Consider the following 13,728-nt stretch of genomic DNA (forward strand, 5'->3'; position numbering starts at 1 on the left):
CAAGCGGCTGCTGTTTTCTTCTGTGCGGAGCTCCGTTTCCATGTCCGACGAATCTGCCCTTCGGGCCCTTGCTGCTTCATCCTTCAACCTGCCGGACCTCCGGGACGGGCAACTGGCCGGCATGGCCGCCCTCGCGGACGGCCGCGACGTCCTGGCCGTCATGCCCACTGGCTACGGCAAATCCGCCATCTACCAGGTCGCAGCCCTGCACCTGCACAAGGCAACAGGACGTCCCGCCGTCGTGGTTTCTCCGCTGATTGCCCTGCAGGAGGACCAGCTGGATGGCCTGTCCCAGGTCCTCGGGCGGGACGCCGCGGTGGCCATCAACTCCTCGCACAGCGACGCCGACGTGGAAGCCTCCTGGCGGGCCGCCGAGGGAGGTACGGCGGTGTTCCTGTTCCTCGCCCCGGAACAGCTGGCCAAGCAGTCAACCGTGGACCGGATCAAAGCCCTGGACATCACGCTGTTCGTGGTGGACGAGGCACACTGTGTCTCCTCATGGGGGCACGACTTCCGGCCGGACTACCTCGCGCTGGGAAATGTCCGCGCGCAATTGGGCAACCCGCCCGTGGCTGCCCTGACAGCCACGGCCTCCCCGCCGGTCCGGGACGAAATCGTGGAGCGGCTCGGGATGAAGAAGCCGCTGGTGCTGGTGCACGGTTTCGACCGGCCCAACATCACCCTTGACGTGGTCCGGCACCACGAAGACAAGGGCAAGCGCCAGGCCGTGCTTGAGCAGGTGGCAGCGCTGGCCAGGAACGGGCATGGCCTCCTGTACGCCGCCACGCGGAAGGACACGGAAAAGTACGCCGCCAGGCTGGCCAAGGAGGGCCTGCGCGCCGAGGCGTACCACGCTGGCCGTTCCGCCAGGGACCGCGAACATATCCACGAGCTGTTCCTGAACGACAAGCTGGACGTGGTGGTGGCCACCACCGCGTTCGGCATGGGCATCGACAAGCCCAACGTCCGTTTCGTGGTCCACGCCGACATTCCCGAGTCGCTGGACTCCTACTACCAAGAGATCGGACGCGCGGGCAGGGACGGCCAGCCCGCTTCCGCAGTGCTCCACTACCGCTCCGAGGACCTTGGCCTGCGGAAATTCTTCGGCACCCACTCCCCTGATCCAGATTCGCTCCTTGAGGTACTGAAGGTCCTCAAGGCGGCCCATGCCCCCACCCCAAGGTCATCCCTCGCTGAGTTGACGGGTTTCAAGGCCCGGCGCATTACCGGGCTGGTGAACCAGCTGGAGGAGACGGGCGCCGTCAGTGCCGGCAAACGGGGAGTCCGGCTGACATCCAAGGCAAAGCTGCCCACGCTGGTGGCCGACGCCGTCGAACTGGCCGAGGCCCGCCAACGCGTGGACCAGTCCCGGCTGACCATGATGCGCGCCTACGCGGAAACCGACGGCTGCCGCCGGCAGTTCCTGCTGGGCTACTTTGGCGAGGAGCTTCCGGAGCCCTGCGGAAACTGCGACGGGTGCGCCGAAGCCGCCAACCAGGCGGAGGTGAGAAAGTCCGACGGCGGGGTCCCGGCTTCCGCAGCCGACGAGCCATTCCCGCTGCAGTCCACGGTGGTCCACAAGGAGTGGGGCCCCGGCCTGGTGATGCGGCACGAGGACGATGTCATCACGGTGCTCTTTGAGCAGGAGGGGTACAAGACGCTTTCGCGGGCGGCCGTCGTGGAGCATCAACTCCTGAAGCCCGCTTAGGTAGGCTGAGGGGACCCTCCGACGAAAGGCCCTGCGCGTGGAAGTACCTGCGTATGTCTGGACACTGACCATTGCGGGAATCATCGGGCTGCTGGCCTTCGATTTCTTCTTCCACGTCCGCAAGGCGCACACCCCTTCCCTCAAGGAATCGGCCACGTGGTCCGCCATCTACGTGACCATCGCGGTGGTGTTCGGCCTGGTTGTGCTGCTGTTCGGGGGCGCCGACATGGGCACCGAATACTTTGCCGGCTACGTCACGGAGAAGGCATTGTCAGTAGACAACCTTTTCGTCTTCCTGATCATCATGGCCAGCTTCAAGGTGCCCCGCGCGGACCAGCAGAAGGTGCTGCTGTTCGGCATCGTGTTCTCCCTGATCGCGCGCACGGCGTTCATCTTCCTGGGCGCGGCACTGATCAACAGTTTTGCCTGGGTGTTCTACATCTTCGGGCTCATCCTCCTCCTCACGGCCGGAAACCTGCTCAAGCCGGACGACCACGATGACGACTCCGACGGCCTGGTGGTCCGGCTTGCCAAGAAACTGCTGCCCGCCTCCGAACATTACGACGGCGACAAACTCTTCACAGTGGAGAACGGCAAGCGGGTCCTGACCCCGATGCTGCTGGTCATGGTGGCCATTGGCGGCACGGACATCCTGTTCGCCCTGGACTCGATCCCGGCCATCTTCGGCCTGACCCAGAACGTCTTCGTCGTTTTCACCGCCACCGCGTTCTCGCTGATGGGCCTCCGGCAGCTGTTCTTCCTGATCGACGGCCTGCTGGACCGGCTAATCTTCCTCTCCTACGGCCTGGCGGTCATCCTTGGCTTCATCGGCGTGAAGCTCATCCTGCATGCCCTGCACGAGAACACCCTGCCGTTCATCAACGACGGCGAGCATGTCAACGTGGTGGAGGTCAGCACCGGCCTGTCACTCAGCGTGATCCTCGGGGTGCTGGTGGTGACCATCCTGGCGTCTGTCTTCAGCCCCAAGGGCAAGGCCAAGAACGCGGTCTCGGGGGCGAGGCGGCATGCCACCGAGTACGTGGACCTCAACTACGAGACGGACATGGCGGAGCGGGACAAGATCTTTGCCAGGATGGTCCGTGAGGAGGACCAGATCCGCAAGCTCCCCGAGAAGTACAAGCGGCTGATCCGCAATGAAACCGAGTTCCTGGACCTGATCCGGACCGCCCACGACCAGCACGACAAAGCCCAGGTGCGGGCTGCCGCCACGGAGGGCTGACGCCGGCGGCTCCGTTCGGCGCCTGGAAAGAGCCCTGCCCGGGACCATCACCGGGGCCTGCTGGAGTGTTTGTCAGCCCCTCTTGCTACGTTTGATCCCAGGCCAGGGGAACCGTCCTCCGGCCCGCGAACAGTTGGGGAGGCCCCGTGTTTCTGCTCGACGCTGCCGGCCAGGATGCCGGACCCGGCACACCGCCGGACCTGGTCTTTTCGGCCAGCGACCTGGTGGCAGCCAGCGAGTGTGAGTACCGCACGCTCCGCATCCTGGACGAAAAGCTGGGCCGCACCGCCAAGACGGAGTTTCCCGCTGACGAGATGCAGAAACGCGCCGGCGAGTTGGGCGACCAGCATGAGCGGACCGTGCTTGCCAGCCTGGTGGCCAAGTACGGCCAATGGGACGCCAGCCGCGGCGCAGGGGTCTATTCCCTTGACCGCGGCCAGAACCTGCGCGGCGAACTGCAGGCCAAGCACGCCGAAACCGAACTCGCCCTCCGTTCCGGGGCAGACGTGGTTTTCCAGGCCACCTTTTTCGACGGCGAATTCCTGGGCTACGCCGACTTCCTGGTCAACGAGGCCGCCGGGACCGGCAACCCCGGCCGCTACGAGGTGTGGGACACCAAACTTGCCCGGCATGCAAAAGTGGAGGCGCTGCTGCAGCTTGCCGCCTACGGCGACCAACTCCTGGGGATGGGCCTGGAGCCCTCACCGGTTGTCACGCTGGTACTCGGAACGCGGGTGGGCGATGACTGGCTCAGGAGCAGCCATTCCCTGCCGGATCTCCTGCCCGTCTTCCGGGAACGACGCCGGCGCTTCCGCCACCTCACAGCCAGCCACCGCGCCGGTGACGGCGCAGTGGAGTGGCAACAGCCCGGCGTCGTCCACTGCGGGCGCTGCGACTACTGCGCGGAGCAGGTGCAGCTTCACCGGGATCTCCTGATGGTGGCTGGCATGTCCGTGGTCCAGCGGCGGAAGCTGCACGGGGCCGGCATCACCACCATCGACGAGTTGGCAGCCATGCCTGCCGGCGAGGCCAGGAACTCGGTGGCCAGGCTCCGCGCCCAGGCGCGGATGCAGCTTGGCCTGGACCCGACTGCAGGTTCCCGGACGTTCACCAAGGATGGACAGCCGCATACAGTGTCGTTCAGCGTCCTTCCCGACCATACGATCGGCTCGCTTCCTGCCCCCAGTGCCGGCGACATCTTCTTTGACTTCGAGGGCGATCCGCTCTGGCAGGATCCCGCCACCGGCGCCTGGGGCATCGAATACCTGTTTGGTGTCATAGAGGCCCCGGTGGCGGGCGCCCCCGGGGATCCGGTGTTCCGGCCGTTCTGGGCCCATTCCCGCTCCGGCGAGCGCCGTGCCTTCCTCGACTTCCTGGATTACATCGAGGAACGCCGCGCCATGTACCCGGACATGCACGTCTACCATTACGCCGCCTACGAAAAAACGGCGCTGCGGAACCTGTCCCTGGCGCACCAGGCCGGTGAGGACACAGTAGACGACTGGCTCCGGCAGGGGCTGCTGGTGGACCTGTACGCCACGGTCCGGCACTCCATCCGGGTCTCGGAAGCGTCCTATTCCATCAAGAAGCTGGAACCGCTTTACATGGGGGACAACCTCCGGTCCGGGGAAGTCAAGGACGCCGGGGCCTCTGTGGTTGCCTACGCCGCCTACTGCGCCGCCCGTGATGACGGGCGGCAGGACGACGCCGACGCCATCCTGGCCTCGATCTCGGACTACAACCAGTACGACTGCCTCTCCACCCTCCGGCTCCGGGACTGGTTGCTTCAGCTGGGCCAACAAGCCGGTGTCCCCGGAGAGCCAAGCCAGGAGGCCCTGGGAGCGGTGGATGCTGCGGGCGGACAGGCCACTCTGCCCGGGCAGGTGCTGTCAGCGGCCGGCGAGGGAACTGCCGGTGACGGTTCAGCCCACGCCGGTGAGTCGCCTGAGGAAACCAGGCTGCGGGAGTACCTTGCAGCCTTGCCGGACAACCGTCCGTGGACCGACGACGAGCGCGCCATCGCCATGGTTGCCGCCGCCACCGGATACCACCGCCGCGAGCGCAAGCAGTTCTGGTGGCAGCATTTCGACCGGGTCGAGGCACCGCTGGACAACTGGTCCGACCAACGGAACGTGTTCGTTGTGTCCTCGGCGGAAGTTGTGTCGGACTGGGCCCTGGCAAAGCCCCGGGAACGGATGCGCACACGGATACTCAAGCTCCGGGGAACCATGACCGAGGGCTCAGATTTCCGCCCCGACTCCAGCTGGTGCCGCCTGTATGACGCGCCTGGACCCGATGGCATGACCGATCCGCCGGCCGCGTCCGGTGCGCGGGCATTCACGTTCGGGACCAGGATCAGTGAGCTGGAAGCGGCGCCGGACAGCCCGGAACACCTGATCACCATTGCGGAGCGGGAGACCGGAAAGGTCCGCGCCTACCCGCACCTGCCGGTGGCCCTCACCGAGGACCAGCCCCTCGCGACCGCCAGTATTGAAGCCGCCATCGCGGCGATAGCGCAGGCTGTCGGCTCCTCCGTGCCGTCCCTCCCCGCGCAGCCGGGCCTGGACATCCTGCGGAAGCTGCCGCCGCGGTTCCGCTCCCGGCAAGGACCAGCCGAAGTGCTGCCTGGTGAGGACGGCACCGCTGACTATGCACGGGCGATCACCGAGTCACTGCAGGACCTGGACCATTCCTATCTGGCCGTCCAGGGGCCGCCGGGGACAGGCAAGACGTTCGTGGGTGCCCATGTGATCGGCAGGCTGGTGGCCCAGGGATGGAAAATCGGTGTGGTGGCCCAGTCCCACAACGTGGTGGAAAACCTGCTGTGCCGGGCCATTGAAACCGGTGGAGTGGATCCGCAGGTGGTGGGCAAGAAACTGGCCGCTCCACACCAGGTTCCCTGGAGCCATACGTCAGAAGGCGATGTGGCCCGGCTGCTGGCGTCGCCGGGCGGATGCCTGATCGGAGGCACGGCATGGACCGTGACGGGCAAGGAAGTCCCGGCAGGGTCGCTGGATCTTCTGGTCATTGACGAGGCAGGCCAGTTCTCGTTGGCCAACACCCTGGCGGTCTCTGCGGCAGCCACGCGGCTGCTCCTGCTGGGCGACCCGCAGCAGCTCCCGCAGGTTACGCAGGGCACGCACCCCGAACCCGTGGATGAATCCGCTCTTGGCTGGCTTGCCGCCGGCCACGCTACCCTGCCCGCCAACCTTGGGTACTTCCTGGCAGATACATGGCGCATGCATCCGGAGCTGTGCCGGGCGGTGTCCAATCTCAGCTATGAAGGAAAGCTGCGTTCCGCTCCGGCTGCGGCCCTCCGCGAACTGGAGCAGATGGCCCCGGGCGTGGAGACGGTCCTGGTCAACCACGCGGGCAACACCACAGCGTCACGGGAGGAGGCGGCGGAAGTTGTGCGCCAGGCCCGCCGCCATCTTGGGCTGAAGTGGACCTGCGGCCCGGAAAGCAAAGCCCGCCCCCTCGAGCAGCAGGACCTGCTGGTGGTTGCTGCCTATAACGCCCAGGTCCATCTGATCCGTAAGCATTTGGCAGAGGCCGGCCTGCCGGGGGTGCGGGTGGGAACCGTGGACAAATTCCAGGGCCAGGAAGCTCCGGTGGTGCTGGTCTCCATGGCGTGCTCGGCGGTGGCCGAGGCCCCGCGCGGTGCGGAATTCCTGCTCAACCGGAACCGCATCAACGTGGCCGTATCCCGCGGACAATGGCGTGCCGTGATCATCCGCTCCCCCGAGCTCACCAGCTACATGCCGCACAAGCCCGCGGCGCTGGAGGAACTTGGCGCCTTCATCGGCCTAAGCCCCCGGGAGTAGCCGCACAGAAACGGGTGCCGTCAGTGCGCCCGGAATCCGCCGAAGGTCCCCTGGACAGCTGAAAAGCCGGACTCAACCCGCTCCACCCGCCCAGGGGTCCGGTCCGACTTGAGCCAGTCCAGCAGTTTCCGGACCTGCGGTTCGGCGCCTTCGGCAATGACCGACACCGACCCGTCGTCGAGGTTGCTCACCTCGCCCGACAATCCAAGTTCCTCCGCGGTGCCCATGGTCCAGTAGCGGAAGCCCACACCCTGGACCATCCCGAACACCCGGGCGTCCAGGCGGACAGCGTCCTGGGCCGAACCGCCCCGCGCGGAATCGTGCGCTGAGCCTGCGTGCCTGCCCATGGTGCTCCTTCTCCAAACCTTGCTGCCCCCATCGGGTCGCAGTAACCGCGTCCCCCAACCCGGGAGACGGTTACTTACGACCCGATGGGGGCTGCGTAAGGGCTAGTTGATGGTGATGTCGCGGGTGGCGTGGTTGTAACGGATGGTCACGGTGCCGCCGGCGTGGTGCAGCTCGTGGTTGGGGCCATCGAAGGTGCCGAACGCGCCGTAGTTCTCAGTCCACGAGCGGTTGAGGGCGATCTTGAACGTGTAGAAGCCGGCGGGAAGCTCGGCGCTCTTCTTCCACAGCTGGTCCAGGAAGTCGAACTCCATCTGTGCTTCGTCATACTGCGGCGCCCAGTTCTCGGGTGCACCCAGGATGGTGTTGAAGTCGCCGGCCAGGGCCACGGCTTCGGGCTGCGGCAGGGTTTCGACGTCCGGACCCTCCAGCGGTTCGGCAGCAACATCGGCAGCAGGTGCAGCAGCGGCCTTGTCCTTCGCGGGCGTCTTGCCCTTGCGGACGGCTGCCACCACGGGCTCGACGGCGTCTTCGATCGCCTTGGCTGCCTTGCCCACAACGGAGGCTGCCTTCTTGGCCGGGGCCTTCTTGGCGGTCTTCTTCGGAGCTTCCGTCTTGGCCGGAACCTCAAGTGTGGCCGCGGCGGCAGAGACCGGGCGGACAAAGCCTGCGGGAGCGCTGGGGACCGGGGTGTCGGCAGGGACGGGAGTACCGGCGTCGAGCGCGGCCGCGAAGGAGTCAGCGTCGGGGAAGGCGACCGTGGCGCGCATGCCGTCCTCGGTGATGGTCCAGCCGGTGCGGCCCTTGATCAGCCAGCCGGCCTTCACCAGCTTGGCGGTGGCCGAGGTGAGGGTCTTGTGGCCGCGCGGGATGCCGCCGCTGAGGAGTTCGGCCTCATGGTCGTTGAAGGGCACGCGGGCGGTTGCCTCCGCCAGGACCTGGCCCGCATTCAGTGCATCGCCGGACCACACGCCTTCGGTCAGGACATCCAGGACGGTCTTGAGTCGAAGGTAGGTGTTTTCTGCGGTGGACTTGGCCATGATTCCCCTTATATAAAAGCGATCGGTCTTAGGCATCTTGCCAACTGCCCATTAAATCGCGCGACTTTAATTGGTTAACTCTGCGTGTCGTGACCGACTGTGAAGCGGATGGTGCCGCAAGTGAGGCGGAGGTCTCGGGTAAGGGCTGTCTGCATAACCCTGGAAGCGCTGGCATGGGTGCCGCCCTGCACTCCCCGGACACGCCTGCGGCACCTAGTTTACCGGGCGAAAAGCACCGCTGTTGCGCCCGACACAGCGGGGGTCAGTCGGACACTTCCCTGCCGTTCAATTCCGCCAGCAGTTCCGTCTTCCGCTCCTCCGACGCGAAGGAGGAGTGGATGGAGTTCGCGGCCAGGCGTGCCTTGTCGAAATCGGAGAGGTCGAACACCGCGGTGAGCTGCGCAAAGTTGTCATCCACGTACCCGCCGAAGTACGCAGGGTCGTCGGAATTGACCGAGACATTCAGGCCGGCTGCCAGCATGGCGGGCAAGGGATGATCGGCGAGGGTGTCCACGGCGCGGAGCCGGACGTTGGACAGGGGGCAGACCGTCAGGGGAATGCGTGCGTCCACGAGGCGCTCCACCAGGTCGGGATCGTCCATGCAGCGGATGCCGTGGTCAATCCGTTCCACGCCCAGGACGTCCAGGGCTTCGATAATGTACGACGCCGGGCCCTCCTCCCCTGCGTGGGCCGTCAGCCGCAACCCAGCTTCACGGGCCTTGCCGTACAGCCGCTCGAACTTGGAAGGCGGGTTGCCCACTTCGGCCGAGTCCAGGCCGATCGCACCGATCGGAGCATTCATGGCCAGCAGTTGATCCAGGACTTCGAGGGCGGAGTCCTCCGGGAGGTCACGCAGGAATGCAGCGATCAGCATGGTGGAGATGCCGTAGTCCTCCTCCGACGTGGCAAGGACAGAGGCGACACCTTGGACGCAGGCCTCCAGGGGAATCCCGCGGGATACGTGCGCCTGCGGGTCCATCATGATTTCCGCGTGCCGGACGCCGGCGGCAGCAGCCCGCTCCAGGTATGCCCGGGTCATGTCCGCGAAGTCCTGCTCGGTCCGCAGGACGGCCATGTTGGCGTAGTAGAGGTCCAGGAAGGACTGCAGGTCTGTGAACTCGTACTTTTCGCGCAGTTCGTCCAGGCCGGAGTACGGCAGCGCAATGCCGTTGCGTTCGGCCAGGGCGAAGATGAGCTCGGGCTGCAGCGTGCCCTCAATGTGCAGGTGCAGTTCGGCCACCGGGAGGGGCTTGGCAGGGACCGCAGGTTCCGCGAAGTCCGTTTCGGTTTCGGGCATGGTGCTGCCGCCGGGAAAGTTGTCCATCCGGTCAGGATAGTGCCCCGCCCGGTTTCGCGCCTGCCCGGGCCTCTGGAAGCGGATGGGTCCCACACGTGGCGCGTGCCATGGCCCACACTCAACACGCCCGCTGGAATCTCGATTTGATAACACCCAAACGATGTCTTAGCGTGAAATGCATGCCCGTTCGGCGGGCTTCTTGATTGCCCGGTGCTGCCTTCACCAGAACTGCCCAGCGGCAGCCACCGATAGTGACCTCTATTCGTCAGGGGCGGGCAGTGGCGCGACGATCTCCGGGGACGGAACCAGCGCTGGTGGCCTTCAGGAGCATCACCATCATGAAAAACACCAAATTCCGTACTGCCGCACGCCGCGGAGTCACCCTGGCCGCCGTCTCCGCGGCAGGTTTGGCCCTCTCAGCCACGGCGGCCAACGCAGCGACCCCCACGTCCACCTGGGATGCACTCGCCCAGTGCGAGAGCGGCGGGAACTGGTCCACCAACACGGGCAACGGCTTCTCCGGCGGCCTGCAGTTCACCTCCAGCACTTGGTCAGCCTATGGCGGAACCGGTTCCCCGGAGAACGCCAGCCGTGAACAGCAGATCGCTGTCGCCGAGCGGGTCCAGGCATCCCAGGGCTGGGGCGCCTGGCCGTCCTGCTCGTCGCAGCTCGGACTGAGCGGCGGCGGCGGAGCACCGGTCCAGAGTGCCCCCGTTCAGAGTGCCCCCGTGCAGAGCACCAAGGTTCAGAGCGCTCCGGTCCAAAGCGCTCCGGTCAAGCAGGCACCTGCGCCGCGGCATGCAACCTCGGTTCCCCTCAGCGGCGAGACCTACACCCTGCAGGCCGGGGACACCTTGAGCATCGTGGCCCAGAAGCTCGGCATCCAGGGCGGCTGGCAGCACCTTGCCGACGCAAACCTGGACACCATTTCGGATCCGAACCTCGTGTTCGAGGGACAGGTCATCCAGCTCCCCGCCTAATATCTGGGGACGTTCCACCAGCGGCTGCGGCCGCCGCGCCCTTTCACAGGCGCCATAGACAGGTCGGCGATAGACAAATTCCGTTGACCAAAGAACGACGCCGGCACACCCCCATAAGGGATGTGCCGGCGTCGTACTTTAATCAGTCAGCCCCTGCCGCCCTGGGCGGCAGGGACCGGACGGTCAGCTGGCGGGGAGCTCGCGGACGATCCGCACCTTCCAGGCGGACTCGTCGCTGGTGTCCAGCAGAGCGACGGTGCCATGTGCCAGATTCAGGGCAACCCGCTTGACGGCCAGCAGCTCCAGGTAGAGGTGCTCGTTCATCCGGCTGGGGGTGTCGATCATGTACTTCACCGCGTCGCGCAACTGCCGGTAGTTGGCGCTGCGTTCCCGGTGCATGTGCAGTTCCAGCGCGGAGCGTTGCTTGAGCCGCGGCTCGTGCCGGTTGAGCAGTGTCACGGCGGTGTGCACTGCAACCACGAGGGTCAGCGATACGCCGTAGATCCACCAGCCGCTTGAGAGCAGGAACAGGGGCAGGTTTCCAATGGCCACGAGCGCGATGACCACCCGGAGGGCGGCGATGCGGCGGACGGTCCTGGCGACGGCAGCCATGCCATCGCGGAACCGGTGCTGATCCTTGCGCGCGGCGGCGGGATCGATAATGAACTCGTCCAGAACCAGGATTCCCTGGGCTTCCGGGCCCAGCATCTGCCCGTAGCGGGGCAGCGCGGTGCGGGCGTGGTCGACGGCTTTGTCAGGTGTAGATGTCATGAGAGAGCTTCCAAAACGCGGGGGTGGTTGCGGTGATCTTAGTGGTTTAACCTGAAAGCCGTATGCAGGCGTCCATTATTTGGACAGGTCGCACTGCCTCAAGTGGTCCTGCGCACTGTAATTGGAACATCCGGCGCATGCCGTCAGACTGAATAGATGCAAACCTTCCTCCCGTACCCTGACTTCCGCGAAAGCGCCAAAGCCCTGGACACCGCACGGCTGGGCAAGCAGCGGGTTGAAGCGCTGCAAACCCTTCGCGCCCTGGTGATTCCGGAGTACGGCTGGCAGACCCATCCCGCTATCCGGATGTGGATGGGCCACGTTCCCGCCCTCACCATGTATGGCCTGGCCATGGCGGACGAATGGATCGAGCGCGGCCACCCGGACAACACCCGCGCGAACATCGCGGAGTTCGCGCCGCAGGCAGCCCACCCTGACTACGCCGCCAAAATCGTGATGCCGCCGTGGCTCGGGGACCCCGACTTCCACTTGAGCCACCGTTCCAAGCTGGTGCACAAGGAGCCCAAGTTCTATACCCGCGTTTTCCCGGACGCGGTCCCGGATATGGACTACGTCTGGCCGGAGCCGCGGCACGAGTTCCTGCCGCAGGAGCCGGAAGGGGACATTCTGTGGATCCTGCGGGAGCCGCACGACGACGTCGACCCCCAGCCCCTTACCACCGTGGCGCTTCCGCCCGTGAACCGGAATGCTGCTGCCGCCGCGGCGGCCGGGGACGACGGCTACTCTCCCGTCTACGTGGAGGATGGCTCCCGTCGGCCTTCCCGGGCCCCCAAGAAGGCGGCGCCCAGGCCGCAGATGAAGAAGCCCACCCGTAAGCGGCTGGCGCAGGAGGAGGCCTTCCGGACCCTTCCGGGAAAAACGCCGGTTGCTGTTCCGTTCGAGAACGGGGCCAGGTTCGCCGTCGGACAGGTGGTTGGGCGCCCCCTTACTCTCGATGACGGCCGTTTCGGCAGGAATTTCGAAGTCACGGAGATCATTGACCGCTCGGCATTCGCGTACCCTGCCCTGCTGCAGGATCCCCGCGTGTTCTTCCCGGTAGAGGCACCGTAGGCCATGACGGTTCTGTTGGCGGGGTGTGGGGACCTGGGCACCGAGGCGGGCCTGCGGTTTGCTGCCCTGGGCCACCGGGTTGTGGGCTGGCGCCGCTCCCCCGCCAAGCTGCCGGCGGCCATCGAAGGTGCCGCGGCTGACTTGGGATCGAAAGACCTGCCGCCCGTCCCCGCGGACACCACCGCCGTCGTCATCGCTGTTGCTGCTGACTCTCCTACCGAGGAGGCATACCGCGCTGCGTATGTACGCGGGGTGGAAAATGTCCTTGATACCCTGGAGCGTGACCAGGTGTCGCCGGAGCGGATCATCTTTGTGTCCTCCACTGCCGTATACGGGGACGCGGGTGGGGGCTGGGTGGATGAGGCCACCACCGCGGAGCCGGGCGGGTTTTCCGGCCGGGTGTTGTTGGAAGCCGAGGGGCTCCTGCAGGCCAGGCTCTCGGGGACCCGCACGGCCGGCGTCTCACTCAGGCTGGGAGGCATCTACGGGCCGGGCCGGACGCGCCTGATTGACCAGGTGAAGACGGGCTCTGCCGTGATCCCTGAAGACGTGCGCTACACCAACCGGATCCATCGCGATGACGCCGCGGCTGCCATCGTGCACCTTGCCGGGATGGCAGCTGTACCGGGCCCCGTATACATCGGCGTGGACAATGAGCCGGCCGACCTCGGCGCGGTGTTGCGATTCCTGGCAGCTGAACTTGGTTTCCCTGAGCCCAAGGTGGGTGACGCAGGACCTGCCCGCGGGGGAAACAAGCGCTGCAGTAACGGTCTCCTCCGCAGCGCGGGATTTTCCTTCACGTTTCCGACATTCCGGGAAGGGTACAAGGACGTTATAGCGGGGAACGGCGTCCGCCATCCGTGAGTGCGTCCGCCGTCCCCTGACCACTGCCACGGCCCGCCCAGCGGGCCTTGGCCTGAGTTGAGGCAGGGCATGGAATTCCGGCAGATTATTGAGACGGTTGGGCAGCTGGTCGACTTCGCCGGAGTTGCTGTGATGGTGATCGGCGCGGTGGTCTCCCTCCCGCTGGCGATCCGTGGCCATCAGCCCCGGCTTCTTCCGCCAGGTGCTGAAAAGCTGAGTTTCTACCGCTCCTACCGGCAGTTGCTGGGCAGATCCATTCTGCTGGGGCTGGAACTGCTCGTCGCTGCCGACATCATCCGCACCGTTGCCGTCACGCCTACGTTCGCCAGCGTCGGGGTGCTGGCCATCATCGTGCTGATCAGGACGTTCCTCAGCTTTTCCCTGGAGCTGGAAATCACCGGGCGCTGGCCGTGGCAGAAGGAACCCTCAGCGGCCCGTGCCGGGTCAACCGCCGCCGCGAGCTGAGGTCCGCCGCCCACGTTTTCCACATAGGGGTCTTTGGGTCTCTTCATTGTCAGGGGTGGCTGGCAGAGTGTGGTTATGGAGGCCATTGGGGAGCATCTAGGTGCGGCGTACGGCGGGAAAGCG

At 65.9% G+C, this 13,728-nt stretch carries 11 protein-coding genes; 7 read left to right on the forward strand and 4 right to left on the reverse strand.

The window, feature by feature from the left end:
* Nucleotides 1-40: 40 nt before the first annotated feature.
* From BACI349Y_RS14865 to BACI349Y_RS14875, 3 genes are all read left to right on the forward strand, one after another.
* Nucleotides 41-1,708: a RecQ family ATP-dependent DNA helicase gene (locus BACI349Y_RS14865; protein WP_159632776.1), complete on the forward strand. Its 1,668-nt coding sequence runs from the start codon at nt 41-43 to the stop codon at nt 1,706-1,708.
* Between the two features lie 37 nt (nt 1,709-1,745).
* Entirely contained in the window at nt 1,746-2,948 is a 1,203-nt protein-coding gene (locus BACI349Y_RS14870) for a TerC family protein (protein WP_159632777.1), read from the forward strand.
* 146 nt (nt 2,949-3,094) lie between these two features.
* Nucleotides 3,095-6,772, forward strand: coding sequence for a TM0106 family RecB-like putative nuclease (locus BACI349Y_RS14875; protein ID WP_159632778.1), 3,678 nt, complete (start codon nt 3,095-3,097; stop codon nt 6,770-6,772).
* 20 nt (nt 6,773-6,792) lie between these two features.
* Here the strand turns inward: BACI349Y_RS14875 and BACI349Y_RS14880 are convergent, their stop codons facing one another.
* From BACI349Y_RS14880 to BACI349Y_RS14890, 3 genes are all read right to left on the reverse strand, one after another.
* Entirely contained in the window at nt 6,793-7,119 is a 327-nt protein-coding gene (locus BACI349Y_RS14880) for an acylphosphatase (protein ID WP_159632779.1), read from the reverse strand.
* A 102-nt stretch (nt 7,120-7,221) separates the two neighbouring features.
* Nucleotides 7,222-8,157: a pullulanase X25 domain-containing protein gene (locus tag BACI349Y_RS14885; RefSeq protein ID WP_159632780.1), complete on the reverse strand. Its 936-nt coding sequence runs from the start codon at nt 8,155-8,157 to the stop codon at nt 7,222-7,224.
* A 262-nt stretch (nt 8,158-8,419) separates the two neighbouring features.
* Nucleotides 8,420-9,481: an adenosine deaminase gene (locus tag BACI349Y_RS14890; RefSeq protein WP_374114989.1), complete on the reverse strand. Its 1,062-nt coding sequence runs from the start codon at nt 9,479-9,481 to the stop codon at nt 8,420-8,422.
* A 311-nt stretch (nt 9,482-9,792) separates the two neighbouring features.
* Between BACI349Y_RS14890 and BACI349Y_RS14895 the strand changes: the two genes are divergently transcribed.
* Nucleotides 9,793-10,434, forward strand: a complete 642-nt coding sequence (locus tag BACI349Y_RS14895; protein WP_159632781.1) for a LysM peptidoglycan-binding domain-containing protein — start codon at nt 9,793-9,795, stop codon at nt 10,432-10,434.
* A 183-nt stretch (nt 10,435-10,617) separates the two neighbouring features.
* Here the strand turns inward: BACI349Y_RS14895 and BACI349Y_RS14900 are convergent, their stop codons facing one another.
* On the reverse strand, nt 10,618-11,205 hold the full coding sequence (locus BACI349Y_RS14900) for a hypothetical protein (RefSeq protein WP_159632782.1): 588 nt from the start codon (nt 11,203-11,205) through the stop codon (nt 10,618-10,620).
* A gap of 156 nt (nt 11,206-11,361) precedes the next feature.
* Here BACI349Y_RS14900 and BACI349Y_RS14905 point away from each other — a divergent pair, with 156 nt between their 5' ends.
* From BACI349Y_RS14905 to BACI349Y_RS14915, 3 genes are all read left to right on the forward strand, one after another.
* Nucleotides 11,362-12,276: an MSMEG_6728 family protein gene (locus BACI349Y_RS14905; RefSeq protein WP_159632783.1), complete on the forward strand. Its 915-nt coding sequence runs from the start codon at nt 11,362-11,364 to the stop codon at nt 12,274-12,276.
* Nucleotides 12,277-12,279: 3 nt separating this feature from the next.
* Complete coding sequence (locus BACI349Y_RS14910; RefSeq protein ID WP_159632784.1) at nt 12,280-13,140, forward strand: SDR family oxidoreductase; 861 nt, start codon at nt 12,280-12,282, stop codon at nt 13,138-13,140.
* A 69-nt stretch (nt 13,141-13,209) separates the two neighbouring features.
* Nucleotides 13,210-13,605: a DUF1622 domain-containing protein gene (locus BACI349Y_RS14915; protein WP_159632785.1), complete on the forward strand. Its 396-nt coding sequence runs from the start codon at nt 13,210-13,212 to the stop codon at nt 13,603-13,605.
* Nucleotides 13,606-13,728 lie beyond the last annotated feature (123 nt).

Origin of the sequence: Arthrobacter sp. 8AJ (genome assembly GCF_902506025.1) — a bacterium.
Classification (GTDB): Bacteria; Actinomycetota; Actinomycetes; order Actinomycetales; family Micrococcaceae; genus Arthrobacter.

Coding starts and splice junctions, on each gene's coding strand:
- BACI349Y_RS14900 (WP_159632782.1), bottom strand. CDS start 11,205: ATGACATCTACACCTGACAAAGCCGTCGACCACGCCCGCACCGCGCTG.
- BACI349Y_RS14890 (WP_374114989.1), bottom strand. CDS start 9,481: ATGGACAACTTTCCCGGCGGCAGCACCATGCCCGAAACCGAAACGGAC.
- BACI349Y_RS14915 (WP_159632785.1), top strand. CDS start 13,210: ATGGAATTCCGGCAGATTATTGAGACGGTTGGGCAGCTGGTCGACTTC.
- BACI349Y_RS14905 (WP_159632783.1), top strand. CDS start 11,362: ATGCAAACCTTCCTCCCGTACCCTGACTTCCGCGAAAGCGCCAAAGCC.
- BACI349Y_RS14895 (WP_159632781.1), top strand. CDS start 9,793: ATGAAAAACACCAAATTCCGTACTGCCGCACGCCGCGGAGTCACCCTG.
- BACI349Y_RS14885 (WP_159632780.1), bottom strand. CDS start 8,157: ATGGCCAAGTCCACCGCAGAAAACACCTACCTTCGACTCAAGACCGTC.
- BACI349Y_RS14880 (WP_159632779.1), bottom strand. CDS start 7,119: ATGGGCAGGCACGCAGGCTCAGCGCACGATTCCGCGCGGGGCGGTTCG.
- BACI349Y_RS14865 (WP_159632776.1), top strand. CDS start 41: ATGTCCGACGAATCTGCCCTTCGGGCCCTTGCTGCTTCATCCTTCAAC.
- BACI349Y_RS14910 (WP_159632784.1), top strand. CDS start 12,280: ATGACGGTTCTGTTGGCGGGGTGTGGGGACCTGGGCACCGAGGCGGGC.